The following is a 26,071-nucleotide window of genomic DNA, read 5'->3' on the forward strand; positions in this document are numbered from 1 at the left end:
ACCGATGTGCCGGTCAGTCGTGGACATACAAGGGGGAGGGCTTTATGCCCTCCCGCCCAGTCCCACGAACTTGAATGCAACCTGGTATCAACGGGATTTCCGCGTTCGATTCGAGCTCCTGGGCGGTGGTGCCGCTGTTCTCAGGCGCGGTAAATCTCCTCCAGGATACGCCTGGCGCCGGAATCCAGGAGCTCCATCCCGACGTCGCGGCCAATCTTCCGGGCTTGCGCCGGAGAACCCGCCCGGGAAGCGCGGAACAGTTCCTCGCCGTCGATGGATGCCACCATGCCGGAGAGCGTAAGCGTGCCGTCGACGAGATGCGCGTGTCCTCCGATGGGCACCTGGCACCCCCCCTCGAGCGTTCTCAGGAGGCTCCGCTCCGCTTCCACCGCGACGTGGGTATCCGGGTCGTGCAGCGGGGCCAAAAGCTCCCGCACCTCCCCGTCGTCGCAGCGGAGCTCGATCCCGATGGCTCCCTGGCCGATGGCGGGCAGAAAATCGGCGGGGTCGAGGTAGGAGGTGACGCGGTTCTGCCATCCCATCCGATGCAACCCGGCCGCTGCAAGGATGATGGCATCGAATGCCCCTTCCGTCAGCTTCCGAAGCCTGGTTTCGATGTTTCCCCTCAGATTCGCTATCTCGATGTCGGGACGCAGCTTGCGGATTTGGGAAGCCCGCCTCAGGCTGCTGGTGCCGACTCGGCCTCCCATGGGCAAATCCGCGATTCCTTTCCCGGTTCGGGTCACGATAACGTCCCGCGGGTCCTCGCGTTTGGGAATCGCCCCGATTTCGAGCCCCTCGGGCAGGATCGCGGGCACGTCCTTCATGCTGTGAACGGCCAGATCCACCGTGCGCGCCAGGAGCGCATCTTCGATTTCCTTGACGAACAAACCCTTGCCGCCCACCTTGGCCAACGGTACATCAAGAATCTTGTCGCCGGTCGTCCTAACGACCTGCAACTCAACCCGAAGACCGGGCCACAGCGCTTCCATGGCGGCCTTGACGTTTCCGCTCTGCTTGAGAGCAAGCATGCTGCCCCGGGTTCCTATACGAATCACTCGATCAGTCAATGCACCCTCTCAGGGGCATGAAGCCCCGGCGACTCTCGAATATCATCAATGGCATGTGCTGCAGGACCCCCCGGCACAACCGGCGCACGATGACGCGCCCGTTCCCATCCGGCTGCCGGCCGCCCCTTTGTCTCCCCCGCTCTTGAATCCGCACACGGACATCATCTTCCGGACCTCGGCACAGTCGCACTTCGGACAGCTCACCGGTTCATCGCTCCTGAACACCAGGGTTTCGAACTCCTCCCCGCACTTACAGCACTGGTACTCGAAAATGGGCATTTCTCCCTCCAGCAGGGTTACAAAGGACGAATGTACCGCGCCCCCCAGGGCCAGGCAACTGTGCCCGGCATTGGAGCGGGAGCTTCGGCAACGTTCGTCCGCCGACTTCCGCTCCGCGGCGCGCCCGGCCGCGTCCCCCTCCACGGGGCTCGCTCCAGCCGCGCGTCGGGGAAAAGGACATCTCAGCCGAGCACCAATTATAATACCTTCCGAACGGTTATCCAATGCCTCAGGCCAATTTCGCACCGACGAAAGACGAGGCAATACCGTCTCCCGGGACGCGACGCACACCGGGTCGCAGGGAAATCGCCGCGGTAGTCACGAGAGCCGCCTCGAACGCACCGTTTTTCGATGTTCCGTGGATGAGGCAGGCATCATGAAGATTTGCTTCGAGCAGGGCGTCTCCCCGGCGCATTCCTTTGCGCGGAGCGTTTGCCGGTACATGCCGCCCGGGCTGCGAGAGCCCCGGGCTTTCGGGTTCCGCGTCATGATCGAGCGTGCAGCGATCGTGTCGGCGGGATATCCGGGAATCGTCCGGAAGTCACCCCTGGCTCCCGCTTCTTTGGATTTCCGGGAAGTCCCGCTGGACGTCGGCTTCCAGGATTACGGGATCACCGTCGCGCACGGCCTTGAATACCCGCGGATCGTCCAGGACCTTCCCGATGACGTTGACCGCGCCGGCGGGGCGGATTTCACTGCCGCGGCTCATTGGGGTCGGACCGAAGAAGATGCAGAAGGCCTTCCCGGTCGGCCAGAAACCCAGGTCGCCGACATCCACGACTTCCGCCGCGGACTCGTCCAGAGGCTGACTCACGGGGATGCCGAAGTAGATCTCATCGCCCCAGGTGCGGGCTTCGGCCCGGATGGGCAATGCCGCAAAGACCGCTCGGCCCGTAGCCGAATCCGTCAATTCGGCGGACACGGACATCGAGCCCGCTTGAATGCGAATGCGTTTCGCCACGGTCATGACTCCTTGGACAAGCGTTCCAGCACCGCCGCAATCAACAGGGGGAGCATGATTTCGTGATGGCCGATCAGGACGATTCCCTTGCCCGTTCTCATCGTCGGGCGTTCCACCACGTTTGCCTGGGTACGGTACTGACGCTGGAAATCCATGTTGATGGTCGTGATGCCTTCCAGTGGAAAGCCCATATTGCGCGCCACGCTGACGGCTTTCAGAAAGACTTCCGGCAGGATCACCGCCGATCCCAGATTGATGAACACGCCTTCTTTCAAGGTGGTGACCAGGCGGCAGAAGAGCTTGAAGTCCAGGTGGCTCAAAGCGCCCGTGGCCGCCCCGTCCATGGCCGGGTGCATATGGATGATGTCCGTTCCCACCGCCACGTGCACGGTTACGGGGATACCGCGTCGGGCCGCCGCGGCCAGTACGCTCAGCCGTGCGTAGGGGACGTTTTCCTCGATAAGCCGGAGCCCCACCGCTTTTCCCAGACCGACAGAGCCTTTCCGGTATGCCGATGCGACGGCGCCGTGGATGAATTCAGCCGTTTCACGGGCGGTTCCGAAGGTTCCTCCGTCCAGGTGCGCGGCGACGTCTTCGGAGGTCTTGCCGGCCAAAGCCACTTCGACGTCATGGATGATGCCGGCGCCGTTCAGGGCCAGGCCCGACAGCAATCCGCGCTCGATTGCGTCCACCAGGATGGGGTTCAACCCCACCTTGATGGGATGGGCGCCCATGCCCAGGATCACCGTACGTCCCGCCTCGACCGCCGTGGCGAAGGCGGCCGCGGCCAGCCTGAGCTGCTCGGATGCAAGGATGCGCGGCAGCTTGTCCAGGAAGGCGGCAAACGATTCACCGGGTATCCAGGCCCTGCCGAAATCATCAAATGCGACCTTGCTCGGTCGATCTTTGAGGCTGCCCGTCTTCAGCCCTTCGAAGTCCAGCGGCTTCCAGTCGGAAGAACGTGCCGTCATGGGTTGCTCTCCGTGCCCCGCCCGAACAGCATTTCCTCCACGAGTCCGCAAAGGATGTGGCCCGCGGTGATGTGGCATTCCTGAATACGGGCCGTGAGAGCGGCCGGAACGTGGAGCGCCAGATCGCAATGGGGGTCCATGTCGGATCGGGCCCGTCCGCAAAACCCGATGGTCCGGACGCGGTGCTCGCGCGCCCAACGCAGAGCTGCAACCACATTGGGGGAGCGGCCGCTCGTGCTGATCCCGAACGCGACGTCGCCAGGTTGAGCCAGAGCCTGGAGCTGCCTGGCAAAAATGTCGTCGAACCGGAAGTCGTTTCCGATGCTCGTCATGACCGAAGAATCCACGGTCAGAGCGAGGGCCGGAAGCGGCGGGCGCTCCAGCTGAAACCGGTTGACGAACTCGGCGGCCAGGTGCTGGGCGTCGGCGGCGCTGCCCCCGTTTCCGAAGATGAACAGGCGGCGGTTTTCCCGAAAAGCTCCGGCCAGCAGCGCGGCCATGTCCACGAGGAGTTCCGTGCCCTCCCGACAGAGGTTCCGCTTGGCTTCGATGGATTCGAGGAAAGCCCGCTCCGCAATGGCTTTCATGCGCTCGCGCATGTCTGTGTTCATGCCGTTATTCCTTGACGGGCGTGAGCATCTCGCGACATTCCCGGATGTCCCGGTTCAGAATCTCGCGAAACACCCGATAGATCGGCCCCGGCTTTCCTTCTCCCACCTGCCGTCCGTCGAAGTCGACGACGGACAATACGTCGAAGGTGGTGCCGAACATGATGATTTCCGCCGCCTCGTGGGCTTGTTCGACGGTGATGTCGGCTTCCCTCACGTCGCTCAACTCGCCCGAGGCAACCATCGGCTGGGCCAGCTCCATCACGCGCGTGATGGTGGTGCCCCTGAGGACGCGGTGAAACCGCGGCACCAGGAATTCCCGTTTCTTCGTGATGATTCCGATGTTCTCCGTCGGCCCTTCCCCCAGGAAACCGCGATCGTCGATGGAGACGGCAAAATCCGCGCCGGCGTCTTCGGATTCCTTTTTCATGAGAGCGTTGGGCAAGTAGTTGCAGCTCTTTATGTTTGCCAGGTACTCCTGCTTGATCGGGACATTGCTTGAGATGAGCTTTACCCCCTCAAGGTATTTTTCCTCGGGTGGAAGGTTGAGCCTGGAGACGATCACGTAGACCTGCCTGGCCGGACATTCGTAAGGATTGGCCGACAGACCGCCGGGACCTCTGGACACGAGCAGTTTGACCAGGCTATCCGGTTCACTGGCCGCAGCAATCGTACACAGCACGATCTCCTCCAGTTGAATCCTGCTCATCGGCAGGTCCAGCATCGATGCCTTGGCGGACCGCTCCAGCCTTGCCAGGTGACGATGGAGACCGTACACTTTCCAGTTCACGCATTTGAATGCCTCGAATATCCCGTCTCCCCTGTGTACCATGTGATCGTCCACGGGGACCATCATCAATGCCGGATCGGTGATGATCCCACCATACCAACTCGAATACATCGCCAGATAGTCCTTGTGAAACGGCTCTTTGAGCAACAACAGACGATCGATCACCTCATCGAAACTCAGTCTTCGAATTGACATGGTCGCTCCAAGATCGGTTCCTGCGGTGAACCTGGAAAAGGGTTGCAGCCTGCGCCACGGACGCACCTCGGAAAAGCCCCCTCCTGCCCGTCGCGGCATCCGCTGCCGGCCGTCTTTTCGAGTGTTTCGTGCAACTATGGCTTGTCCAATCTCGACCAAGGGTCTACACTCTTCAAGAACCCCGGAGGGCGGCGCTGTCAAACATAATAGAGAGGGTCCGCTTCTGCAAGGGAAAAGGATTCCAGGGAAAAGGATTCCAGAGGCGAATCATGAACGACACCTTCCCCCCCAGAATCGAATCCATGGTGTTCGATTTTGACGGCACCCTCGCTGAGTTGCGGCTCAATTTCGGTGAAATGAAGAGCCGGATCGGTGAATTGGCACGGGAATACGTCCGGACGGCCCCGCCGGACACTCGGATTCCCGTCCTCGAATGGATCGAAACGCTTGCCGAGGACCTCGCCTCGAGGGATCGCGACTCGGCGGACGTGCTCAGGCGGAGGTGCCTCGCACTCATCGAGGAGATGGAGCTCGAGGCTGCCCGCGGAGGATGCCTATTCGATTTCACGCGCGGGGTTCTCGGTACCCTGCGGATGAAGCGCATCCGCGTGGCCGTGATCACGAGAAACTGCGAAAAAGCGGTGCGCATGGTGTTTCCCGACCTCGAGGAGCACTGCTCGGCTCTTCTGGCCCGCGAACACGTTCCGCGGGTGAAGCCCGATCCCGACCATCTGCTGCGTGCCCTCCGCAGAATCGGTGGAGCCGCCGGGACCGCGCTCATGATCGGTGACCATCCTCTGGATATCCAGACCGGCCACAGAGCCGGGGTCCTTACGGCGGGCGTGTCCAGCGGCCACACCACACGGGAGGAGTTGATGCGCAGCGGCGCCCGCTGGACGGCTCCGGACTGCCGGGAGCTCATGGCGGTCCTCGAAGGGCAGGGACTGATCTGAGCGCGCATCGGGATGGATGGGGTCACCGCCGACGGCATCGTGTTCTCCGGCTCGGCATTCCCGTGTGCATGCGATCTTGGCGATTCCTGCGCCTGAAAGATGTCGGAATATGGAAATTCGAATTCTCCAAGAGGGGATCGTCGCTCCCAAAGCTCTTTTGAGTTTCTCGGGCTGGCCGGACGCGGGCAAAACGGTCGAGCTCGCCTTTGTCGAGCTCCGCCGGTCGCTCGCACACGAACCGGCCGCCGTCTGCGACATGGACGGGTGCTGGTCCACCCAGACCATGCGGCCGCAGGTCAGCATTCGTCACGGTCAAATCAAACAGCTCGATTGGCCTTCCTACACCCTCTCCGTGTGCAGCGTGCCTTCCGCCCCCGCGTTGGTGCTGGGTTTCGGCCCCGAACCCTCCGGCAACTGGAGGACATTCAGCAGCGAGATTCTTCAGCTGCTCAAGAAGTGGGGGTGTGTCGAAGTCACCCTGCTCGGATGTGTCTACGACCATGTTTCCCACGAGGAAATCGTGATTTCGAGCGTGGTGCAGGATACCACCGCCTTCAACCGGCTGCGGGCGCTTGGCTGCAGGCGGATCGAGTACGACGGGCCGGCGGCGGTCCATTCCGCCTTCATGGAAACGGCAAGGACGCTCGACGTCTCATGCTCGTGCGTCTGGGCGCACTTCCCCTTTTATCTGCGAGGGCCTCATGAAATGATCGTCGCGAACCTGTTGTCGGTTCTCGGCGGCCTCATCGGGGTCGGGATCGACACCTCCGCCCTGGCCGAAGGCTGGGCAAAGAGGGAGCAGGAAATCGAGGCGCTGATCACCGAGGACCAGGAGTTCAGGAAGCTCTTCGAAGCCGTGAAGCGGGAGCGGACCGATGAAGACCATCCCCGGTCGTCGAAAGTCGTGCGGTTGGCAGAGTTTTTGAGAAAGCGGGGCGATCATCCCGATGAGTGACGGGGTGTTCGCAATATCCGCAGGGATCCGGCAGAGCCGTTCTTAAGGGATTGCGAAATGAAGGAGGCAATGAGTTCCGGGCAAAAGGCACTGTTCGATCAAACGATTGAGCACTTCAAGGAAATTGCCCGACAGAATCGCTTCGCCGAAAACGCGGCCGTCGAGCATGACCGTGAGCGGTGCGCGGTCTGCCATCCCGGGCTTGTCACGCTGGAGCCTTTTCTCCTCTACCTGGAAATCGTGACACAGGCCGTCAAGGAGCGCCGCCCCGAACTCGACCGGGAGCTCGTGGAGGAGATCAACCGGGACCTGGACCTTCGCGGGTTGTCCTTCCGGGTGACCCTCGAAGAATTGATCGCCGGAGAGGAAGAGGCTCGTGCATGCTGGGCCGCGTGGGTCCGTGATGCGCTTGCCGCCGGGCTCGGCTTGCTCTCCGTGCACAGCCCCACGAGCCTCGATTTCGATCTGGACGGCGGTGAAGCCTCAGCCTGGGAGGAGGACATCGATTCCCGCGTCCGGGAAATCATGGCCCATCAACTGCGTGGATGTCCATCCAGGAAACAGGAGAGGTGAGGACGCCGATCGCAAACGGGTGGAAACGGACGGGTACGCCCTAAACTTTCGGCCAGAAAGCTTCGACCGTCGTGCCCCCGCCCGTTCGGGACTTGAGAGTGAAAGACCCGCCGGAGAGTTCCGTGCGCTCTTTCATGCTGGTGAGCCCGAGCCTCCTTATTTGCCCTTCCTTGCGTCGCAAAGCCTTCACATTGAAACCGACCCCGTTGTCCTCGATGGTCAACCTCAGGGCACCGCCTTTCACGGTCAAGGAAACCCTGACCAAATCGGCCCGGCTGTGCTTGGAAATGTTGTGAAAAGCCTCCTGCATGATCCTGAACACGACGATTTTCAAGGGCTCGGGTATTTCTTCCTCGTTGGCTTCAACCCTGCGTTCGATTCGAATCGCGGGATGGATGCTCTGGAACTGCCTGCAAAACCACCCGACCGTGGCGGAGATCCCTAAATCGTCGAGCACGGCGGGACGCAGGTCGTTCATGATCTTGCGGGATTCTTCGATGGCGATCTGAGTGAATGAAATGGGCGTTTTGAGCGCTTCACAAACGGCCGGAGCATCCTTGGCTTCGGACACGATGTGCTCAAGGGAAAACTTGATGGCCGTAAGCGTGGAACCGATGCTGTCGTGGACCTCGAGCGCGATTCTTTTCCGCTCCTCTTCCTGGGTCCGGATGAGCTGGGAAGACAGAAATCGAAGCTGACTTTCCGATCTTCGCAGCTTCTGCTCGGTCCGTTTACGTTCTTCGATCTCCGACTGCAGCTGCTCGTTGGCTTCCGCCAATTCGGCGGTCCGCTCCTCAACCCGTTTCTCCAGCTGAGAATATGCGTTCTGGAGTGCGTCTTCCACTCGTTTGATGCGAACCAGCGACTGCACTCTTGCCAGCAGTTCCGCACTGGCCACCGGCCGCGCAATGTAACCGTCTCCACCCATGTCCAAGCCCAGGGCCTGCTGCGAGGGCGACACCAGGCTGCCGGACATGAGGACCACGAAGGTCCTCCCGAGGTCGGGGTCCCCCTTGATTCTTCGACAAACCTCAAGGCCGCTGAGGTCGGGAAGGACGACATCGAGGAGGACCAGGTCGGGACGATGCTCATGCACGGACTCGAGGCATTCCGCCGCGGTGGATGCCTCAAAAACCTCGTAGCCGGCCGAATCGAGAATCCAACTGGTCAGGGACAACATCTCCGGTTCGTCGTCAACCACAAGGATTTTTGTTTTCCTGTTCATCTCATGCCATCCCGAAAGTCGTGTCAACACACGTTTGAATCACATCGCAGACTGCCTGACGCGGACGCTCGGGAGTTACAGGCAAGCTCTTCCCCCCGCCTTCCCCTGCGCGAGGACGGCATCGGCCCCGGGCGACGCCGCGAAGGTTATGCCGAGGTTGCGGGGAATCGGCGTCCTTGAATCGCAAACCAGTATTGGAAAAGAGCCGATATCCGATCTTTCAACGCCAAGCAAGACAAAACATAATACCGTCAATCCTCAAGCGCACATCGCCGCACAAGCCTGCGTCGGGCCAGGCCGGGGGCAGGGGAGGTCGAGGGACATGTCAGGAGGAATTGGAATGCGGCAGTACGATTCACATAACCGAACTTGCGTCTCATCCGTCACTCCGGAAGGAGAAGCGCAATCAATACATAATGCCTCTCCCTTCTGCGATGGGCAAGAGCAATCTGGGGGGGACATCGCCAATTTCGATGATGCCGGTGGTGGAAAATCCGTTGCTCCGGGCAGGTTCAGGACCCGCTACCGGGCGAAGGCACTTGAAGGGCCAGAAGGGGGGCATGCTGTTGAGCACCGTAGATGTCGGTGTCTCCGAGCGCTCCCGACACGAGAGGCCTCACCAGAGTCGCTTTGACCGCGGCAGCGGGGTCGAAATAGACCACGTTGAGGACCTGGTCCGGCGCGATTCCATAGAGCCGGGCGAACAATTCCCTGGTGAAGAATCCAGCTTCTTTGAGGAACAGGTAATCCGCTTCTCTCTTGAATATGATGTCCAGGGTCAGCTCGTAAGGGCCGGCATTCTTGCTCCGAATGACCGCCGCTAGCTCCGTGAGGGGAACGGTTCTCATCGACCCACCTCGCGCACCTCGATGGGAAATGGAGCCGAGGGGTCATCGGTTTCCATGAGGTGATAGATGTTGAATTCGAAGACCTCGCCGCACGAGATGTCGGAAGGGCTATAGAGAAGGGCGAGGTTCCCGGCGGTGGATATGCGGTCGGGATACCCGTAGTGGAGCAGCGTGCTGCGGGCGTAGGCACAGAGGGCGTTGGCCTGTTCCTGGTCGGGAGCGACGGCCTCGATCACCAAACCCACTTCATGGGGCTTAACGTTCTTTTCGGGCTCCAGCGCCCCCATCACGGCGTTTTGGCCGTACCGGTGGAACAGAAGTCTGCCTGCCCCTCCGAACCCCTGCTCGACCTCGGTGCAAATCGAATCCAGGACCGGCTCGATCTGGCCGATGAGGACGGGGTCCCTGATTCCGGCTATGGAAATGGTTCGAAATCCCACCGGTTTCACGCCTTCGAGCTTGACGGAGTAAGTGGGCGCGGGGATGAAACGGCTGCCGGAAACGCGCACCCTGCCGTTTTCCAGAGCGACGAAACGGGTGTTCCTCAAATCAAGCATCCCGCCCGGGCCGGGAAGCGAGTAGGGATCGGATTTTTCGTAGAGCGTGTGGGCGGCCGTGGAAATGCGGGTGAAGCGTCTTTGCGCGTTGAGCGATTCGAGCTCGAAGCAATCCTCGTAGAGAAGCCCCATGACGCAATCGCGGCCGCTGCCGGGGGTAGCCGCAATCGCCGCGCATTCCAGGATCTTGCCCATGTGATAAGCCGGCCCGGGATCGAAGCCTTCGAGGAGCGGCGGCGCCGCGAACGGCACCGGATCGTAGCAGCGTCCGCAGACGATGATCCTGCAACCCAGGGAGAGCGCCCTGATGACCGGTTCCGCGCCCATCTGCGCGACAATTCGGGTGCTGGAGCGGATTTCCCCGGGCGTGATTTGAGGCGCGGGAGGCAAGGGCCGCAGCCGCCCCCGCGCCAGCGCGTCCAGGACGTCCGCCTGGGGAATGTCGGCATGGATGACCGCCATGCGGAAGGAAATGCCGTTTTCCCTGGCCAGCTCCTCGATGATTTCCAGGGTCCATTCCACATGTGGACGCGCCCCGCTGCCTCCCGCCGTGCCGATGATCAGCGGGATCGAAGCCTCGACCGCGGCACGCAGCATAAAGGAAAGGTCGCGCTTCACCGCCAACCGGTTCGTGAAAGACTTGCCCGATCCAAGGTAATAAGGGCCGGGATCGGTGCTGCCGGCGTCGACGGCGATCAGGTCGGGTTTCTTGTCCATGCCGTTGCGGAAAGAGTCTTCGGGGAAACCGTAACCGAGGATGGCGGTGGGGGACAAAACCTGGTAGGGATGGCGAGCCATGAGCGACTCCGTTGCCAGGGCGAAACTCGACCCTCACGGATAAAAAAAGCCAGGGGGAATTCCCTGGCGGAAAAATGCATCTCAGCGATAGACGCCTTACCTACTCGACTTTCTTCACATTCACAGCCTGGGGTCCCTTCGGCCCGCGTTCCACATCGAATGTCACCCGTTCGCCCTCACTGAGGCTGCGGAAGCCTTCCGCAGCAATGGCGCTGTAGTGTACGAATACGTCACCCTGATCCGTGGTTTCGATGAAACCGTAGCCCTTTTTGTCGTTGAACCACTTTACCCGGCCTTCCGACATCTTGACAAATCCTTTCTGTCTTGCTGTTATAATGCTTGCGGCTCGTCACTGAGTGCACTCTCTAAATCGCCCGACGAAAAGATGACCGATTTTTCAGAGAAACCCCACTGTATCGAACCTCACCATATAAATTAAAAATGACGTTAGCGCATTCGAGATGGGCTGTCAAGCAATTGAATATTATTGGTGTGCCTTAAGAGTCGGGAATCACCGGGAATCCCGGAGCAGGTCCGCCAACGCCCCGTGCAGCTCCGGAAAACGAAACCGGTAGCCCTCGTCCAACAGGCGCCGGGGGATGGCCCGCTGCCCCTTGAGGAGCACGTCGCCGAATTCCCCGAGTATGATCCTCAAGGCAAATGCCGGGACGGCAGGCATGAAAAGCGGCTTGCCGAAAGTCCGGGCCAGCTCGCGGCTCAATTCCTCATTGGTGACCGGATTGGGGGCGGTGAAGTTGACGGGGCCGGAGATGTGCCGGCGCTCCATCAGGAAAAGCACGATCTGGAAGACATCTTCCAGGTGGATCCACGGGAACCACTGTCTCCCGCTTCCAAGAACGCTGCCGACCATATATTTGAATGCCGGAGCCATTTTGGCAAGCGCCCCGCCGCCTCTGCCGAGGATGATCCCGAACCGGCACAGCGCCACACGACTGCCGAAGGCTTCGGCGCGTCGTGCTTCCGCTTCCCATTCGACACTCACGCGGGTCAGGAATTCGTCCCCCGGGGGACTGGTTTCGTCAATGATCGCATCGTCTTCACGGCTTCCGTAGTATCCGACCGCGGAAGTGCTGAGCAGAAGAGGCTTTGGATCGCACGCGGCCATGGCGTCGACCAGGTTGCGGGTGGTGAGCACCCGGCTCTCGATGATCGACCGACGGGCGTCCTTCGTCCACCTGGTGAATATGGAGGCTCCAGCCAGGTTGATGACCGTGTCGTGGCCGGCGACGCCCTGCTGCCAGGCTCCGGGAGCCGTCGTGGACCCCTGGATGAAGGAAACGCCGCTGCGCGGGGTTCGCCCCGCCGCCCCACGAGTAACCGTGGTGACTTCGTGTCCCAGGTCGGCAAGCCTCGAAATCAAATAGCTCCCGACGAATCCGGTGCCTCCGGTTATGAAGACTTTCATGACTTCTCCCCTTTGCCGTTCCCGCAGGCCGGCGCAACGCGGCTCATCCCCTGTTGCGGATCGCCCGCGCCGCCAGTTCACCGATGCTGAACGACCGTATGCTCCGGTTTTCGTAGACCCGGATTTCCACTCCCTGGTCGAGGAGCCGTTCCAGTTGATGCCGGAACGGTGAAGCGTCGAGGAATCCCAGGCTCCATGCCGCCAGCCCCCGATGAAGGGGGTCATGCGATTCAAGATAGAGGGCGACGTGAGGCGGCGCATAGCCGATCAAACCCGCCCGCACCTGTGCCAGCCTCCCGATTCCCCAGAGCACCCCCCGCTCGAGCAATTCATTCTCCAGAAGATTGCCGTCCCGCCGGATGTAAGAGACCAGGATGCGATGGTACTCCTCGGCCAGGCCGCGATGGCAGGCCATGATCTCACCCATGGCTTCGGGGGATCCCCACCCGATGCCGCCCGATTCATCGTTGAGACTCCAGATGAGACGCCGCATGATGACGCGCGCCGCTTCCATGTCGGTCGAGGCCGTCACCGACATCACCAGGCCGACCGCTGAGACGGAGCGCCACTTGAGGGTCTCGTCGGGAGAGAGGAGAAATGAGAGGAGAGGGTTGATCAGTCTGCGCGATTGGGAATACGACCATTCCAGCAGGCGGTCGTCCCAGTCGTCCGACTGCAGCACCTGCCGCAGTCCCGCCTTGAGGGTTCGAGTCGTTTCCCGCGGGGTCTTCACCGTCGGCTCTCCGTTCAGGACTCATCCCAGGCAATGCAGTCGGCGGGACAACAGCTGATGGCCTCCTCGACGCAATCCTCGGGATATGACGAAAGATCGGCGACTTCGATATACCCGGCCGCGTTGCGCTTGAACACCTCAGGACAGATTTCGAGGCACCCCTCGCAATCCGAACAACGATTCAGGTCCAGTACGGGAACCTTTGCCATGAGCGTTTCAGCCTTTCGCGATCGGAAGGGCGGCCGAATCCAGGCTCACCCGCTACTGGTTGATCAGGTAACTGTACGCGGACAGGGCCGCCTTGGCGCCCTCCCCGACAGCCACCACCACCTGTTTGAAAGGGACGTTGGTGACGTCCCCGCAGGCAAAAACCCCCGCCAGTCCGGTGCGGCATTCCAGGTCCACCAGGATTTCGCCTCTCCGATTGGTGGCCAGCGTGTCCACAAACAGAGACGAGTTCGGCAGGATGCCGATCTCGACGAAAATCCCTTCGACGGTCAATTCCCTGACTTCCCCGCTCTGAAGGCTCCGGATCTCGACCCCCCGCACGGCTTTGTCGCCAAGGACCCTGACGGGGACGTATTCGAGGAACATCTCCACCTTTTCGGATTTCTGCACCTTTTCCTGGTAAAGAGGATCCCCGGTCAGTGGCGTCATGGACACCAGGTAGATCCTGTTTGCAATTTGGATGAGGTCCAGGGCGGCAGCGAGGGCGGAATTGCCGCCTCCGATGACGGCCACGTCCGCCCCGTCGTACAACGGAGCATCGCAGGTCGAGCAGTAGGAGATCCCCTTGGCGATGAGTTCGTGCTCGCCTTCGATGTTCATGTGCCGATGCCTGCCCCCGGTGGCGATGATCAATGTTTTTCCGGAGTACACCTTCCCGTCGTCGGTCACCACCCGCTTGATTTTGGCGGTGAGGTCCACGGAGGTGACCTCGGGCCCGATTACCCTCTCCACTCCGAAGGTCTTCACATGTTCTTCGAACCTGGCCACGAGGTCACCGGCGTTCACATGGCTGAACCCGAGATAGTTCTCCACATCCGCGGTCCAGGTCACCTGGCCGCCCACATCCCGGCTGATGACCAGGGTTTTGAGCAGCTTGCGGATGGCGTATATGGCGGCGCTCAACCCGGCGGGACCTGCCCCGAGAATGATGACGTCGTAAAGGGTCGCGGCGGCCTCCCTGTCCTTCATTCCGAGCCTGCGGTAAAGCTCTCCGGTCGCCTCGAGGCTCACCAGGTCGGAATACCCGCCGACCGGCACGCCTTCGACGAGCACCTGGGGAACTGTGCCGCCCCCGGTCTTTTCCTTCATCTCGAGCCACTGCCTGGAGGCCGGGCGAACTGGGATTTCCTTGTATTCGATACCCTTCTCGGCGAGAAACCGCTTGGCCTTCTCGCAAAACGGGCATTCCTCCACCGTATAGACGATCACATCCACGGCCATAGTCCTCACCTGACACAGAACCACCGTCAAGCGCCAAGGCACTCCAGCGCCTTCTCGAGATCCTTGCGATCGAAGCCCACCAACACCTGGTCGCAGACCCTGATCACGGGAACACTGCGCCCGCCCTCGGTCAGCTTCCTCATCTCCTGCATGGCTTCCTTGTCGGCGCTCACGTCAACCGACTCGAAATCGATGCCCTTTTCCTCGAGGAACTCCTTTGCCTGGCGGCAATAGTTGCAGCCGGGCGTGGTATATATCTTCACTTTCTTGTCCATGATTTCATTTCCTTTCAATCGGGTGCCGGGCAGGAATGTCCGCCGGTCGAGCCGGGGCAGGGTCCCTTCGCACCGAACCGACGCGTTCGCCCCCCGGCATGGGTGCAAGCTCCCGGTGAGCCCGCCGGTACGGTTTTCGGCGCTCACTACTGCGTGAACGCAAGGGCCGCCGAGGCATCCTCCACGGCGCCGAGGCGCCGAACGCAGCTTTCCCGGACAACCTGCAAACACACCGGCTCAACGGCGCATGCGTCGGACCTTGCGATGCGCCCTGCAGCGCGACAAACTACAACGCCATCGCCGAGGCGTTTTGCAGGCGAAGCAAGCGGTTGCACGGGTGAAATCCGCGGCTCTGGCCGACGAACCGGCCCCTTCCGTCCCGAAGGATACGAAGCCCGGCACAAAGCCGCTCGGAGGGTCTCCGAAAAACGTTGTAAACCCCGAAACCCGGCGGGCTTAGCGGGAAATCCTGCTGAGCTCCAACGACAGGCGCCTCAGGTGTTCCTGCTCCTCCTTCACCAACGCCTTGATCAGTTCCTGGTCCTGCTTGCTCACGGTGGCGTCCTCGAGCCCCAGGAAGAAGATCACCGAATCCTTCTCGAATTCGATGGCCAGTCTCAGAGCGCTCTTCACGTCGGTCACCCGGGCCAGTTCCTGGTCCAAACCGGCACTCGTGACGAAGACGTGCTCGTCCGCCATCATCTTGATGTACCGATCCAGTTCATTGTCGGGATCCCACACCGTGCTCACGGTCGAGCTCTTCGGGAGTTGGGCCTTCAGAGCTTCGAACCGTTTCTTGTGTTCAACCTCCTGTTCGGCAAGATCCGCGAAGAGTTTCCTGACTCCGGGATCTTGGATGACTTTCAGGGAGGCGTCGTAAAATTTCTTCCCGTTCTCTTCAATCTTGATGGCAATGTTGAAAACTTCCGCCGCATTGAACTTGAAACTCATGGCTTTTTAACTCCCCGGGTGTCTATGCCCCGAATACAATTTTGCGTTCAAGATGATTGCATTGGGCGGGAGGGTATAAAGCCCTCCTCTCGCTAAGCCTGACGGGCACATCGGTCCGTGGGGACGGGGTTTATTTCCGCCCGCGTCACCCCCCCGACGGGCAGGTGTCGTGTCATCTTGAACGCACCTCGGTATAAGTTGCCGTTTGTGGTGTGGTCCGGAAACCGCGCGATACCCGGTCGTATCGGTCGATCGCCTTTCGGCCTTCTTCCGCGAGGCCGGGACCCGGCGTCATGGAGCGGCCCGTTCGATGGCTCGAATCAAAACTCATGGGCCTCGAAACCGGTCGCGGCGAGGCCGGGTCGATCCCGACCGTCGCGAAGATCACGAACATCACACCAGACCGATCCTCCTGCAAGGGCGGGCCGCTCCGCCCGAGTCCTTCGCGGGGGATGTCTCTCCTGCCGTTCGAGCGGGCCGTTGGGCTCGCAGGCAAAGGCAGGAATCATTCCTTTTCAAAATCACTCTTGGCTGCGCCGCACACCGGGCAAACCCAGTCCTCGGGGAGGTCCTCGAATTTCGTTCCGGGGGCGATGTCGTTGTCGGGGTCACCGACCGCGGGGTCGTAAACATAACCGCAAACCGTGCATACGTATCGATCCATAGTCTCTTTTTCCTCCTTCGTCTGTTGGTGTTGGCCGGGAAATCAACCTCGAATCCCCCTCAATTGCTCCCGTACCAGGGAGGGCGGGGATTTCTTCCAATGCCGACGGCTTTGCCGGCCGGAAACCGGCAAGCGCCTGTTCCTACTCAGTGGTGAAGGTCCAAAGGCGGTTCGCAAAACTGGATACAATGTTTGTTCTTCACATATTCACCGCATCAAAGTCAATGCCGGAATAGTGGAAAGTCTCGGACATCTATCCGGAATTCAGTTTCGTCGCTTTCCCCAAAGCCGCTTGAGACGGAGCGCGTTGCTCACTACGGAAACCGAACTGAGTGCCATGGCCCCCGCGGCGAACATGGGATCGAGCAGGATGCCGAAAAAGGGATAGAGCGCTCCCGCCGCCACGGGGATGCCGAGCGAGTTGTAAAAGAAGGCCCAGAACAGATTCTGCTTGATGACCCTCATGGTGAGGGATGAAAGCTCGATGGCCGACACCACCAGCCGGAGATCTCCCTTGATGAGGGTAATATCCGCGGCTTCCATGGCCACGTCGGTCCCGGCGCCCAGGGCGATGCCGACATCGGCGGCCGCCAGGGCGGGGGCGTCGTTTATGCCGTCACCCACCATCGCAACGACTTTGCCCTCATTTTGCAGCCTGCGGATTTCGCCGGCCTTGTCGCCTGGCAGGACTTCGGCCATCACGCGTTCGATTCCCACCACCTTCGCTATGGCCAATGCCGTTTCCTTGCGGTCTCCGGTGATCATGGCCACTTCCATGCCGCGTTCCCGCAGGCGGGCGACGGCCGCGACGGCGGACTCCTTGACCCCGTCGGCAAGGGCGATCACGCCGATGATGCGCCGTTGCGCTCCCACGTAAACGCATGTCCTGCCGGCTGCAACCAGGGTCTCGGCCTGAGTGTTCAACTCCCCGAAATCGACGGAATGCTCCGCGAGCAGCCGGGCGCTGCCGACCATCACTTCCCTGCCGTTCACAAGTCCCCGCGAGCCCAGGCCGGACAGCGCGCGGAAATCTTCCACCGGAAGAGGGGCACAACCTTCCGCGCTTGCGCGTTCGACGACGGCGCGTGCCAGGGGGTGCTCCGAAACCGCTTCGATGGATGCCGCCAGCGTCAGCAATTCGCTGCGTTGCATTCCGGGCGCGGTAATGACGTCGGTAACTTCCGGGGTTCCGTTGGTGAGCGTTCCGGTTTTGTCGAAGACCACGGTGGTGAGCTCGTGGGCCCGTTCCAGGCTCTCGCCGCCTTTGATGAGAATGCCGCTCTCGGCCCCCAGGCCCGTGCCGACCATGACCGCCGTCGGAGTGGCGAGCCCCATGGCGCAGGGGCAGGAGATGATCAAAACGGAGACGAAGTTGAGCAGCGCGCGGCTGAACGTGTCGCCGGGCACGACAAAATACCAGATGCAGAAAGTGACCAGGGCAATGGCGATCACCGCCGGGGAAAAGACGGCGGCGACCCGGTCGGCGAAATACTGGATCGGAGCCTTGGAGCCCTGGGCTTCCTCCACGAGCCGAATGATCTGGGCCAGGGCGGTTTCCGACCCCACGCGCGTCGCCCGAAAGGTGAAACTCCCGGTCTGGTTGATGGTTCCGGCGAAGACGTTGCTCCCGGGTTCCTTGGCCACCGGGATGCTCTCACCCGTGAGCATGGATTCGTCCACCGCCGAGGCGCCCGTCTCCACCCGGCCGTCGGTGGGGACCCTGCCGCCCGGTTTCACCAGGATCAGGTTGCCCTCGACAACCTCCTCCACGGGGATGTCCATTTCACGGTCGCCGTGGATCACCCGGGCCGTCTTCGGGGTCAGTTGCATGAGCTTCTTGATGGCGGCGGTGGTCCTTCCGCGCGCTTTCATCTCGAGCAGCCGTCCCAGAAGTACCAGCGTAATGATCATGGCCGCGCCGTCGAAGTAGACGTGCGTTTCGATCCCCGCTGAGGCAAAAAAGGCGGGCCACAGAGTGGCCAGGGTCGAATAGACGTAGGCGGAAAACGCTCCGATGGCCACCAGGGTGTTCATGTCGGCCGACTTCCGGCGTGTGGCCTTGAGTGCCCCGATGAGGAACCGGTCGCCCACCCAGAAAACCACCGGAGTGGTCAGGACAAGGAGCGCGACCTGCATGATCCCCCGGGGTATTCCATGCAGGAAGGGAAACCAGTGCTGCATGCTTCCCGTCATGATGACGACGCTCAGCACCGCGCCGACCGCGACTTTGACGCGCAGGTCCCGAAGCTCCCGGTCCCGCGCGGCTTCCACCGGATCCTCCTGCGGGGTCTCCCGGAACAGGCCCAGGTATTCATACCCTGCGTCCTCGACGGCGGCTCTCAGGGATGCAACCGGGGCAACGCGCGAATCATGGAAAACGGTCGCCCTCGACGACGCCAGGTTGACGGCCGCCCGGTCAACCCCCGGTACCGATTTGAGCGCGTTTTCGACGCGGCGCACGCAGGCCGCGCAGCTCATCCCCCCCACCAGGAGAGTGGTCTTGCGCAGCTTCTCGTCCTCGGCCGAATCGATGGAGACGGGTTCGTAGCCGATATCCCTGATTCTTTCCGCGATGGCCTCGGTGCCGGAGACTTCGGGGTCATAGTCCACCGACGCCCTGGACGTTGCGAAATTGACGGAGGCGTCGCGAACTCCCTCGAGCTCCTTCAACCCCTGCTCCACCCTTCGCACGCAGGCCGCGCACGTCATGCCCGCGATGTGAATCGTCGCCTTAGACAAGGTTGAAACCAGCCTTTTCGATCCGTTCCCGCACGAGGTTCATATCCACGGGTCCGGTGGATTCGAACGTGGCGCGGCCGCTCTCCAGATCCACCGTGACGCCGGTCACTCCATCGATTTCGGACAAGGCCTTGGTGACCGCCTTGACACAATGCCGGCAGGACATGCCTTTGATTTTGAGTGTGGTCATTGATTCTCCCCGTAGAAATCGATTGCCGTTTCGAAGATTCTCTCCCCTACGCTCATTCATTCTCTTCGATAATCATTCTCTTCCAGAAAACCAGTATCCCATCTTTTCCGAAGGACACTTGGAGAAGCTCCCACCCTTTTCGACCACGTTCGTTGAGCAGCTTCTCCATCACCTGGATCTGCGGCCGAGGAATGCTTTCGAGCCGACAGGTTCCCTCCGGGGAGCAGAAATAAACCATCTCCCTGAACGAGTCGGCGCTGTGCTGGGTAATTTCGTATTCGAATAGATTCATGCTGTTCTCCATGACGGGAATTCATTGACGGCAAACCCCGAACGTCACTCGCCAACGGCAGGACTCCGCAGCTCGCCCCGGAACGCAAGGGGATCGGGCCGAACGATGCAACCCGGCGGTTCGTCGAGAGCAGGGAGTGCCCGAAGTTCGAGCCCGCGGGACGAGGACCGACCCTCGCGGACCATACGCCGGGAAAAATAACCTCGCGGGCAGGCGCAAGCAAGAGACCGTGGCGGAAAAGCACAGAAGGCGGCGTGTGTGTGCTTGTGGTGCAAGGAAGGTTTGCGCATGGGCGGACTTTCGGATCGTTGCGGGAAAGATGGGCCGCGAGAACGCCGGCAACGAAGGCTCCGGCCCGGGTTGAAGCCGATCTGGAGGTTCCGGGAGGGCAGGTCCTCCCGGCAGTTGCAGAGACGACGAATGCGAATTGTCGCGGGGAAATCTCTTGCTCCGCGGAAAGACCGAAGACCGGAGGCGTCAGGCCACGACCCACAGGGCCATGTTTCCGGCGATTTGCGTAAGCTTGAAGGTGACACGCCCCATGTCGAATTCTTCGATTCCGGACAGCCCTTTTCTGCCCACCACGATAGTGCCGAAACCTCCCTGGCGTGCTTCTTCGATAATCGCCCCGGCCCGGCTTGCGACCCCTGAGATCACCTTGATGGAGATCCTGTCCGCCTTGACTCCCGCCGCTTTCAGTCGTTCGGTCGCCTCTTCGAATGCCGGTCGTATCTCGTTTTCCGCCTCTTCGAGGAGCCGTTGCCGGTAGCCTTCCGGAAAGATCTGCTCCTGGCCGGCGGCAGTGACCGATATTCCTCTGACCACGTGAAGGAGGCTTATCGAGTGGGTCTTGACGGCGGCCATCCGGCAGACGTGGTCGACCGCCCGCATCGCTCCCGCGGAAGAATCCATGGCGATGAGGATCTTGCCCTTCCGGGGTTTGCCTCCCACCAGCCAGACCGCGCTCGTATTCAGCTTTGCGGTGGTCTTGCCGGCGACGCTGCCGAGCATCCGTTCGTCGATGCCTCCGAGTCCCGTGCGCCCGACGACAACCGCGTCATAACCCCTCTGGGCTTCCGTCAGAATGTCCCGGGCAATTCCTTCCCTGATTTTCTGGATGCTGATCATCACGGAATATTCGGGTATTCCGACGTCCACCAGCACGCGCCGCGCCTGGCGCATGAACTGGCGTATGCGGTTCTCTTTCTGCATTTCCCAATCTTTGAGGTAATCGAGATGCGTTGGAGTCAGAGGGTCCTTCTCCCAGTCCCAGAAGGCATCCGGCACCCTGTTCATGACGTGGAACAGGACCACGCTCGTCTCAAAAGACGGCACGATACCGCTCAAGTAGCTTACGGCCTCCTGAGTCTGTTCGGAGCCATCCACCGCGACGAGAATTCTTCTCCTGTCCTGACTCATTTTCCTCCTCATCCACGGAACGAACCGCATGATGCCGCTTCGATCGGAAAGACCCGACCGACAACGAGAAGCATTGAATCCATGCCGAAACAGCCAGGACAATATATCAAAAGCACATCGCGCTGCACACTCATTTGTGCGGATTATTGGACATTGGCGAGCGGTCTCGTGCAATGCACAACCAGCGGCCTGGTCGAAGGTTCCGGGGATTTTCCGGGACACGGGGACCTGAAAGGCTCCGGGAAAGGGTTCGGCCGAACAAGGCCAAACATCCCGCGGAACCCCGGCGAGGGGAATCGAACGCCTCGATCCGAGGGCAATCAGAGGGGGTGCGAAAGCTTGGGGCGCCCGGTTTTCGTGTCCGGGGAATGAGGCATCGTTCCGGCTTGCCGCCGGAACCGGAAAGCCTTCGGCACATCCGGGGCTCAAGCTCCGCTTGTGCAGGCGAGGAAGCCCTCGGCGAGCCGCAGGGTCCCATTGGCCGAATGAACCCGTGGCGTTGAACGACTTTCCACTCGGAATGGAATTCACGAGGAAACGGGGGGAAGTTCCCCTACTCCCGCTCGAAGGGAAACGTCAACATCGCCCCATGCCATCCGATCACGCCCACCATGGGAATGAGCGAGAGGGTGAGCAGAAAGTAGAGGGTGCCCGCCGCCCCCGGGAGGTCCATCAAGCCCGGAACGGCGACCCGCCAGAAGAATGCGGCGAGCCCCACCAGGAGCATGACGGCCGAAACCGCGATCTTGATGTTGATCGGCTTGAGCGGCCGGGCCAGGTAGTTCAGCCGCCAGGTCAAGAGCCCGGTGAGCATCACCAGGGGGGTGAAAAGGAGTCCTGCACCGAGGCAGTGGAGTGCGGTGACTTCGAAAGATTTGACCCCGGTGAGCAGGTAAAGAATGTTGAAAGACGGCGCGGCCATCATGAAAACGATGGGGAAGTGCACGGTCATGGGGTGCGGATGGCGCCTGAGCATGGGATACCTGTGCAGCAGTCCTTCGATGATTGGCAAGGCACCCCGCTCCGGGACGGCTTCCTTGAGCACCCCGACCTGGGGGACTCGTTCGAGCACCTCCGGGCCGTGAGGCGCGGCCTGGATGTCCGTGGTCAGATCCCTGCCGGCGGGATGTCGCCGCATGTGGATTCCTGTTTTCCAGAGCTTGCTGTTCGAAACGTCGTAAACTTTGCCCTGGTGAGCGATGTACACCGGCTTTCCGTCCTTGCCGTCAAAGCGGGCCAGGGTTTCCGGGTCGTATTCGATCATGGATTGGGTCTCCGATTGCGATTGCTTTGATGTTCCGATGCCGATCCGTCGTGGAATTCCCTGCAAAGATGAGTGCTTGCCCATCCGTTGTCAAGCGCGGCATTTTCGCGGACCAGGTGTCCAAAGCAAGATATCCGCCCGCGAGCAACGGCGCTGTGACGGGTTCTTCAACTTCGACATTCCAAGCCGCCCAGCCGATCGTTCGCCCTCGATCCTTGCAGTGGAGAGGCTCCGGGAAAGGTGCGATGTTGCATCGGTCAAGGTGCGTCTTATTGTTAGGAGCAGACCGGGTGAACGCAGGCGTTCCGGGCGAGTTCACCCTGGCCGGCAAGCATTGACGACATGAATTCGAGCGGGGGCGACCCGCGTTCATCTCCGGAGGAACGAGTGATTTCGAACAGTCTGAAGCTGCTCTTGACTGTGCTGCTGGCGACCGCGATCCATCACGGCGCTGGAGCGGCACCGGCCCGGGGCCAGGAAGGGGTTTCCGAGGCCCTGCTTTCCAACGGCATGAGGGTTATTCTCCAGGAAAACCACCGCGCCCCGATCGTGTCCTTCCAGGTATGGTACCGGGCGGGCTCGCGCAACGAACAATGGGGTAAGACGGGGCTCGCTCACCTGTTCGAGCACCTGATGTTCAAGGGGACTCAAACCGTCTCCGGAAGCGAATTCAGCCGCAGAATCCAGGAAAACGGGGCCGAATTCAACGCCTTCACTTCCAGCGATTACGCGGCCTATTTCGAAAACCTCGGTTCGGACAGGCTTCAGGTGGCCATTGATCTGGAGGCGGATCGCATGATGAATCTGAAGCTAAGCCCGGCGGACTTCCAGACGGAGAAAATGGTCGTGATGGAGGAGCGGCGGATGAGGACCGAGGACAATCCTCAGGCCTATCTCCTCGAACAGCTGGACGCGACCGCCTACCAGAACCAGCCCTACCGCTGGCCGCCCGTCGGGTGGTTCGATGACCTTGCCCGTCTTACGGTGGAAGACGCCTCGGCCTTCTACCGTGCGTTCTACAACCCCGCCAACGCCTTCATCGTGGTTGTGGGGGATGCCACAATGGAAGACCTCCTTCCGCGCCTGGAGAAGGCTTTCGGCGTCATTCCCGGGGGAGCCGTCCCGGAACGGCTCCGCTTCGAGGATCCTCCTCAGGTTGGCATGCGGCGGATCGAGGTGGAGCGGCCGGCGCAACTCGCCGCCGTGATCATGGCCTACCATGTGCCGAACGTGCGGAGCCCGGATGCTTACGTATTGGAAGTCATTTCCTCGGTCCTGGCCTCCGCGAAGAGTTCCAGGCTTTACGAACGGCTGATCGCCGACGGGAGGCTTGCAGTGGAGGCTGACGCGGACTATTCTCCCCTGAGCTTCGATCCGGGGCTTTTCTACATCTCGGCGACCGTTATGCCGGGCAAGACTGCCGGAGATGTCGAGGAGGCGGTGACGGCTGAACTTGAACGGCTCAAGAACGAACCCGTGAGCGATGAGGAGCTGGAAAAGGCCAAGAATCAGCTCGAGGCGATGTTCGTCTTCCATCGGGACTCCCTGTTCTACCAGGGTATGATGCTCGCGCAATACGAGATCGCCGTCGGCTGGAAGGAAATCGCCCGATACGTGCCGTCCATCCGCAAGGTCACCGCGGAGGATATCCGGCGGGTGGCACGCCTCTATTTCACTCCCCGCAATCTGACCGTCGGCACGATAGTCCCTGCCGCCGGCGAGGAGGGGGTGCCTCCGCCCGCAAGTTCACCCATCATCGAAAAAACGGTTCGCTTGAAAAACGAAGGTGCCGTCACGACCGAAGCGCCGTGCCCGGGCGGTCCGACCGGGAGCGCCGGTTCGGGGGAACAGGAGGGCCGGAGACAATGATGCATCGGAAAGCCGCGGTCGTTTCCTTTCTGGTTTTCATCACCCTCATCGTTTCGGGCGGGCTCTTTCCTTCGGAGACTCAAGCGCTGCCCCCCGTGGAACGGACGGTGCTGCCCAACGAACTGGTGGTTCTGTTCTTCGAGGAGCACTCGACCCCGATCGTCACCCTGCAGCTTCTCTTCGACGCCGGTTCGTGGAGGGACCCCCCGGGACAGGAAGGGCTGGCGAACCTCACCGCCGGGAGCATCCTGCTGGGCACCGAGGAGCAGGACGATCGCGCTCTCAACCGGGAACTCGACTTTTTGGGGACCTCCCTGGCATCCTTTTGCGACAAGGATCTTGCGGCACTGACCATGCAAAGCCTCAGGAAAAACCTCGAGGGCAGCTTCCGCCTGCTCATGCGGGTCGTGACGAAGGCCTCGTTTCCTGAAGCGCAGTTCCTTGCGGAAAAGCGTAAGATCGCAGGCGAAATCAAATCCGATGAGGATGATCCGGAGAAGATCGCCGAACAGGCATTCGACAGGGAGCTTTACCTTTCGAGCCCTTACGGGAGCCCCGTCAAGGGCACCGAAGCCACTCTGTCCGCGATATCCAGGGATGCGGCGGTCCGATTCCACCGGGATTACTACGTTCCCGGCAACGCCATCCTGGTGATCGGCGGGGACATCACCATGGATGAGGTAAAGAGGCTGCTCGTGCCGGAGCTCCTCAAATGGTCCGGAGGAGCCGTCCCGAAGGCGGATCGCCCGACGGTGTTCGCCGGCGCCGCCAGGACGGTCGGGATCGACAAGGATGTGAGCCAGGCGAGCATCCTCCTGGGTAATGCGGGCATGGAGAGGTCCAACAAAGACTACAGCGCCTTTTCGGTGATGAACTACATCCTCGGGCATTCCAATTTCACCTCGCGCCTCATGTCCGAAATCCGTATCAAGAGAGGCCTGGCCTATTCGGTGTTCAGCATGATGGTGCCGCGCAAGCTCCCGGGTGCCTTCGAGATCGGTCTGCAGACGAAGAATGCATCGGCGCGCGAAGCCATCTCACTGGTTCTCGGCGAGCTGGAGAGGATACGCGGGGAACCCGTTTCCGAGGGCGAGCTCGAGCTGGCGAAAAAGGCCCTGATCGGGAGTTTCGCCATCCGGTATTCCACGCAGAAGGAAATCGCGAAATTCTATTCCTTGATCGAATACTTCGGTCTGGGGTTGGACTACCCGGAAAGATATCCCTCCCTCATCAACTCGGTGACTCGCGAGGATGTTTTGAGAGTCGCCAACAAGTACCTCCATCCCGACAATTACGTGCTGGTGATCGTCGGGAACCTCAAGGAGGCAGCAATCGGGGAGAACAAATAGGGAGAGCGAGCGTCGGGGGGCGACGCGCGGGGGGGGAGGGCTTTCCTCCCTCCCGCCCGATGCCGTGGACTTGAACGGACCCCGGTATCCTGTTCGACGCAGGTGAAGCGCAAGGGGTGTCGTCCCTTATTCTCCGATGATCTTCACCAGGGCACGCTTTCGCCTGCGCCCGTCGAACTCTCCGTAGAAGATCTGCTCCCAGGGGCCGAGATCGAGCTTTCCTCCGGTTACCGCCACAACCACTTCGCGTCCCATGACCTGCCGCTTGAGGTGTGCGTCGGCATTGTCCTCCCCGGTGTCGTTGTGCCGGTACCGGTCGACGGGTTCATGGGGAGCGAGCCGTTCCAGCCATTGATCGTAGTCGTGGTGAAGGCCCCCTTCGTCATCATTGATGAATACCGACGCGGTGATGTGCATGGCGTTGCAGAGCACGAGACCTTCCTTGACGCCGCTTTCGGCAAGGGCTTCGGCAACTTGCCCGGTGATGTTCACGAAGGCCCTCCGGGTGGGGATGTTGAACCAGAGTTCTTTGCGATAAGATTTCATGGGCACCCCTTTCATTCGTCGGAATTCACTTTTCCTTGCATCCGACCGCGATAATGGTTATTAGGCTGGCACCAATGCGGGCTATCGCAGTCTCAGCAAGTTTAGGTTCCAGGGTTGTGATG

The 26,071-nt window shown here is 61.0% G+C and carries 28 protein-coding genes; 5 read left to right on the forward strand and 23 right to left on the reverse strand.

Annotated features, from left to right (window positions below; translation table 11 throughout):
• Nucleotides 1–140: 140 nt before the first annotated feature.
• From hemC to SFUM_RS16585, 6 genes are all read right to left on the reverse strand, one after another.
• A complete protein-coding gene (hemC, locus tag SFUM_RS16560) occupies nt 141–1,070 on the reverse strand; it encodes a hydroxymethylbilane synthase (RefSeq protein ID WP_011700000.1) in 930 nt (309 codons plus the stop codon).
• Nucleotides 1,071–1,115: 45 nt separating this feature from the next.
• Entirely contained in the window at nt 1,116–1,493 is a 378-nt protein-coding gene (locus tag SFUM_RS23830; RefSeq protein WP_244148075.1) for an FmdB family zinc ribbon protein, read from the reverse strand.
• A gap of 397 nt (nt 1,494–1,890) precedes the next feature.
• The gene (locus SFUM_RS16570; protein ID WP_011700002.1) at nt 1,891–2,310 is read right to left on the reverse strand and encodes a cyclophilin-like fold protein; all 420 of its coding nucleotides are present in this window, start codon (nt 2,308–2,310) and stop codon (nt 1,891–1,893) included.
• Nucleotides 2,311–2,312: 2 nt separating this feature from the next.
• Nucleotides 2,313–3,281, reverse strand: coding sequence for a GSU2086 family protein (locus SFUM_RS16575; protein ID WP_011700003.1), 969 nt, complete (start codon nt 3,279–3,281; stop codon nt 2,313–2,315).
• Entirely contained in the window at nt 3,278–3,892 is a 615-nt protein-coding gene (locus tag SFUM_RS16580) for a D-sedoheptulose-7-phosphate isomerase (protein WP_011700004.1), read from the reverse strand. Before SFUM_RS16580 ends, SFUM_RS16575 begins: the two co-directional genes overlap by 4 nt.
• A 4-nt stretch (nt 3,893–3,896) precedes the next feature.
• Entirely contained in the window at nt 3,897–4,874 is a 978-nt protein-coding gene (locus SFUM_RS16585; protein ID WP_011700005.1) for an aminotransferase class IV, read from the reverse strand.
• Between the two features lie 269 nt (nt 4,875–5,143).
• Between SFUM_RS16585 and SFUM_RS16590 the strand changes: the two genes are divergently transcribed.
• The 3 genes from SFUM_RS16590 (at nt 5,144) to SFUM_RS16600 (ending at nt 7,355) form a co-directional block, all read left to right on the forward strand.
• Nucleotides 5,144–5,827 carry an HAD family hydrolase gene (locus SFUM_RS16590; RefSeq protein WP_011700006.1) on the forward strand — a complete coding sequence of 228 codons (684 nt, stop codon included), beginning with the start codon at nt 5,144–5,146 and terminating at the stop codon, nt 5,825–5,827.
• 109 nt (nt 5,828–5,936) lie between these two features.
• Nucleotides 5,937–6,782 (forward strand): PAC2 family protein, encoded by an 846-nt coding sequence (locus SFUM_RS16595; RefSeq protein WP_041440783.1) that lies wholly within the window; start codon nt 5,937–5,939, stop codon nt 6,780–6,782.
• A gap of 57 nt (nt 6,783–6,839) precedes the next feature.
• The gene (locus tag SFUM_RS16600) at nt 6,840–7,355 is read left to right on the forward strand and encodes a hypothetical protein (RefSeq protein WP_011700008.1); all 516 of its coding nucleotides are present in this window, start codon (nt 6,840–6,842) and stop codon (nt 7,353–7,355) included.
• Nucleotides 7,356–7,395: 40 nt separating this feature from the next.
• Here the strand turns inward: SFUM_RS16600 and SFUM_RS16605 are convergent, their stop codons facing one another.
• The 16 genes from SFUM_RS16605 to SFUM_RS16690 form a co-directional block, all read right to left on the reverse strand.
• Entirely contained in the window at nt 7,396–8,580 is a 1,185-nt protein-coding gene (locus SFUM_RS16605; RefSeq protein WP_011700009.1) for an ATP-binding response regulator, read from the reverse strand.
• Between the two features lie 512 nt (nt 8,581–9,092).
• Nucleotides 9,093–9,428, reverse strand: a complete 336-nt coding sequence (locus tag SFUM_RS16610) for a DUF4387 domain-containing protein (RefSeq protein ID WP_011700010.1) — start codon at nt 9,426–9,428, stop codon at nt 9,093–9,095.
• Complete coding sequence (locus tag SFUM_RS16615; RefSeq protein ID WP_011700011.1) at nt 9,425–10,783, reverse strand: acyclic terpene utilization AtuA family protein; 1,359 nt, start codon at nt 10,781–10,783, stop codon at nt 9,425–9,427. Before SFUM_RS16615 ends, SFUM_RS16610 begins: the two co-directional genes overlap by 4 nt.
• 100 nt (nt 10,784–10,883) lie before the next feature.
• Nucleotides 10,884–11,087, reverse strand: coding sequence for a cold-shock protein (locus SFUM_RS16620; protein WP_011700012.1), 204 nt, complete (start codon nt 11,085–11,087; stop codon nt 10,884–10,886).
• A gap of 207 nt (nt 11,088–11,294) precedes the next feature.
• A complete protein-coding gene (locus SFUM_RS16625) occupies nt 11,295–12,209 on the reverse strand; it encodes a TIGR01777 family oxidoreductase (protein ID WP_011700013.1) in 915 nt (304 codons plus the stop codon).
• A gap of 43 nt (nt 12,210–12,252) precedes the next feature.
• On the reverse strand, nt 12,253–12,942 hold the full coding sequence (locus tag SFUM_RS16630; protein ID WP_011700014.1) for a DVU0298 family protein: 690 nt from the start codon (nt 12,940–12,942) through the stop codon (nt 12,253–12,255).
• A gap of 14 nt (nt 12,943–12,956) precedes the next feature.
• Nucleotides 12,957–13,151 carry a ferredoxin gene (locus tag SFUM_RS16635; protein ID WP_011700015.1) on the reverse strand — a complete coding sequence of 65 codons (195 nt, stop codon included), beginning with the start codon at nt 13,149–13,151 and terminating at the stop codon, nt 12,957–12,959.
• A 52-nt stretch (nt 13,152–13,203) separates the two neighbouring features.
• On the reverse strand, nt 13,204–14,391 hold the full coding sequence (locus SFUM_RS16640; RefSeq protein ID WP_011700016.1) for an FAD-dependent oxidoreductase: 1,188 nt from the start codon (nt 14,389–14,391) through the stop codon (nt 13,204–13,206).
• A gap of 26 nt (nt 14,392–14,417) precedes the next feature.
• Nucleotides 14,418–14,666, reverse strand: coding sequence for a glutaredoxin family protein (locus SFUM_RS22980; protein ID WP_011700017.1), 249 nt, complete (start codon nt 14,664–14,666; stop codon nt 14,418–14,420).
• A 456-nt stretch (nt 14,667–15,122) separates the two neighbouring features.
• On the reverse strand, nt 15,123–15,617 hold the full coding sequence (locus SFUM_RS16650) for a ferritin-like domain-containing protein (protein ID WP_011700018.1): 495 nt from the start codon (nt 15,615–15,617) through the stop codon (nt 15,123–15,125).
• 505 nt (nt 15,618–16,122) lie between these two features.
• Nucleotides 16,123–16,281: a rubredoxin gene (rd, locus tag SFUM_RS16660; protein WP_011700020.1), complete on the reverse strand. Its 159-nt coding sequence runs from the start codon at nt 16,279–16,281 to the stop codon at nt 16,123–16,125.
• 264 nt (nt 16,282–16,545) lie between these two features.
• Nucleotides 16,546–19,020: a heavy metal translocating P-type ATPase gene (locus SFUM_RS16665; RefSeq protein ID WP_083764099.1), complete on the reverse strand. Its 2,475-nt coding sequence runs from the start codon at nt 19,018–19,020 to the stop codon at nt 16,546–16,548.
• Entirely contained in the window at nt 19,013–19,210 is a 198-nt protein-coding gene (locus tag SFUM_RS16670; RefSeq protein ID WP_011700022.1) for a heavy-metal-associated domain-containing protein, read from the reverse strand. The genes SFUM_RS16665 and SFUM_RS16670 overlap by 8 nt, the downstream gene beginning before the upstream one ends.
• Nucleotides 19,211–19,262: 52 nt before the next feature.
• A complete protein-coding gene (locus tag SFUM_RS16675; protein WP_150109545.1) occupies nt 19,263–19,502 on the reverse strand; it encodes a hypothetical protein in 240 nt (79 codons plus the stop codon).
• A gap of 477 nt (nt 19,503–19,979) precedes the next feature.
• The gene (locus SFUM_RS16680; RefSeq protein ID WP_011700024.1) at nt 19,980–20,921 is read right to left on the reverse strand and encodes a universal stress protein; all 942 of its coding nucleotides are present in this window, start codon (nt 20,919–20,921) and stop codon (nt 19,980–19,982) included.
• A 553-nt stretch (nt 20,922–21,474) separates the two neighbouring features.
• The gene (locus tag SFUM_RS16690; protein WP_011700025.1) at nt 21,475–22,185 is read right to left on the reverse strand and encodes a DUF2231 domain-containing protein; all 711 of its coding nucleotides are present in this window, start codon (nt 22,183–22,185) and stop codon (nt 21,475–21,477) included.
• Nucleotides 22,186–22,572: 387 nt separating this feature from the next.
• Between SFUM_RS16690 and SFUM_RS16695 the strand changes: the two genes are divergently transcribed.
• Both SFUM_RS16695 and SFUM_RS16700 read left to right on the forward strand, forming a co-directional pair.
• On the forward strand, nt 22,573–24,054 hold the full coding sequence (locus SFUM_RS16695) for a M16 family metallopeptidase (protein ID WP_011700026.1): 1,482 nt from the start codon (nt 22,573–22,575) through the stop codon (nt 24,052–24,054).
• Nucleotides 24,051–25,403, forward strand: coding sequence for a M16 family metallopeptidase (locus SFUM_RS16700; RefSeq protein WP_041440793.1), 1,353 nt, complete (start codon nt 24,051–24,053; stop codon nt 25,401–25,403). Before SFUM_RS16695 ends, SFUM_RS16700 begins: the two co-directional genes overlap by 4 nt.
• Nucleotides 25,404–25,529: 126 nt before the next feature.
• Here SFUM_RS16700 and SFUM_RS16705 read toward each other — a convergent pair whose 3' ends face one another.
• The gene (locus SFUM_RS16705; RefSeq protein WP_011700028.1) at nt 25,530–25,949 is read right to left on the reverse strand and encodes a secondary thiamine-phosphate synthase enzyme YjbQ; all 420 of its coding nucleotides are present in this window, start codon (nt 25,947–25,949) and stop codon (nt 25,530–25,532) included.
• Nucleotides 25,950–26,071: the final 122 nt, after the last annotated feature.

Source organism: Syntrophobacter fumaroxidans MPOB, assembly GCF_000014965.1.
In the GTDB taxonomy this organism is placed as follows: Bacteria; Desulfobacterota; Syntrophobacteria; order Syntrophobacterales; family Syntrophobacteraceae; genus Syntrophobacter; species Syntrophobacter fumaroxidans.

What these genes read in the sequence shown, in the direction of transcription:
- SFUM_RS16605 (WP_011700009.1), bottom strand. Translation starts at nt 8,580, where the DNA reads ATGAACAGGAAAACAAAAATCCTTGTGGTTGACGACGAACCGGAGATG.
- SFUM_RS16680 (WP_011700024.1), bottom strand. Translation starts at nt 20,921, where the DNA reads ATGAGTCAGGACAGGAGAAGAATTCTCGTCGCGGTGGATGGCTCCGAA.
- SFUM_RS16690 (WP_011700025.1), bottom strand. Translation starts at nt 22,185, where the DNA reads ATGATCGAATACGACCCGGAAACCCTGGCCCGCTTTGACGGCAAGGAC.
- SFUM_RS16675 (WP_150109545.1), bottom strand. Translation starts at nt 19,502, where the DNA reads ATGAATCTATTCGAATACGAAATTACCCAGCACAGCGCCGACTCGTTC.
- SFUM_RS16625 (WP_011700013.1), bottom strand. Translation starts at nt 12,209, where the DNA reads ATGAAAGTCTTCATAACCGGAGGCACCGGATTCGTCGGGAGCTATTTG.
- SFUM_RS16585 (WP_011700005.1), bottom strand. Translation starts at nt 4,874, where the DNA reads ATGTCAATTCGAAGACTGAGTTTCGATGAGGTGATCGATCGTCTGTTG.
- SFUM_RS16595 (WP_041440783.1), top strand. Translation starts at nt 5,937, where the DNA reads ATGGAAATTCGAATTCTCCAAGAGGGGATCGTCGCTCCCAAAGCTCTT.
- SFUM_RS16705 (WP_011700028.1), bottom strand. Translation starts at nt 25,949, where the DNA reads ATGAAATCTTATCGCAAAGAACTCTGGTTCAACATCCCCACCCGGAGG.
- SFUM_RS22980 (WP_011700017.1), bottom strand. Translation starts at nt 14,666, where the DNA reads ATGGACAAGAAAGTGAAGATATATACCACGCCCGGCTGCAACTATTGC.
- SFUM_RS16640 (WP_011700016.1), bottom strand. Translation starts at nt 14,391, where the DNA reads ATGGCCGTGGATGTGATCGTCTATACGGTGGAGGAATGCCCGTTTTGC.
- rd (WP_011700020.1), bottom strand. Translation starts at nt 16,281, where the DNA reads ATGGATCGATACGTATGCACGGTTTGCGGTTATGTTTACGACCCCGCG.
- SFUM_RS16620 (WP_011700012.1), bottom strand. Translation starts at nt 11,087, where the DNA reads ATGTCGGAAGGCCGGGTAAAGTGGTTCAACGACAAAAAGGGCTACGGT.
- SFUM_RS16615 (WP_011700011.1), bottom strand. Translation starts at nt 10,783, where the DNA reads ATGGCTCGCCATCCCTACCAGGTTTTGTCCCCCACCGCCATCCTCGGT.
- SFUM_RS16600 (WP_011700008.1), top strand. Translation starts at nt 6,840, where the DNA reads ATGAAGGAGGCAATGAGTTCCGGGCAAAAGGCACTGTTCGATCAAACG.
- SFUM_RS16670 (WP_011700022.1), bottom strand. Translation starts at nt 19,210, where the DNA reads ATGACCACACTCAAAATCAAAGGCATGTCCTGCCGGCATTGTGTCAAG.
- SFUM_RS16580 (WP_011700004.1), bottom strand. Translation starts at nt 3,892, where the DNA reads ATGAACACAGACATGCGCGAGCGCATGAAAGCCATTGCGGAGCGGGCT.
- SFUM_RS16700 (WP_041440793.1), top strand. Translation starts at nt 24,051, where the DNA reads ATGATGCATCGGAAAGCCGCGGTCGTTTCCTTTCTGGTTTTCATCACC.
- SFUM_RS16575 (WP_011700003.1), bottom strand. Translation starts at nt 3,281, where the DNA reads ATGACGGCACGTTCTTCCGACTGGAAGCCGCTGGACTTCGAAGGGCTG.
- SFUM_RS16635 (WP_011700015.1), bottom strand. Translation starts at nt 13,151, where the DNA reads ATGGCAAAGGTTCCCGTACTGGACCTGAATCGTTGTTCGGATTGCGAG.
- SFUM_RS16590 (WP_011700006.1), top strand. Translation starts at nt 5,144, where the DNA reads ATGAACGACACCTTCCCCCCCAGAATCGAATCCATGGTGTTCGATTTT.
- SFUM_RS16610 (WP_011700010.1), bottom strand. Translation starts at nt 9,428, where the DNA reads ATGAGAACCGTTCCCCTCACGGAGCTAGCGGCGGTCATTCGGAGCAAG.
- SFUM_RS16650 (WP_011700018.1), bottom strand. Translation starts at nt 15,617, where the DNA reads ATGAGTTTCAAGTTCAATGCGGCGGAAGTTTTCAACATTGCCATCAAG.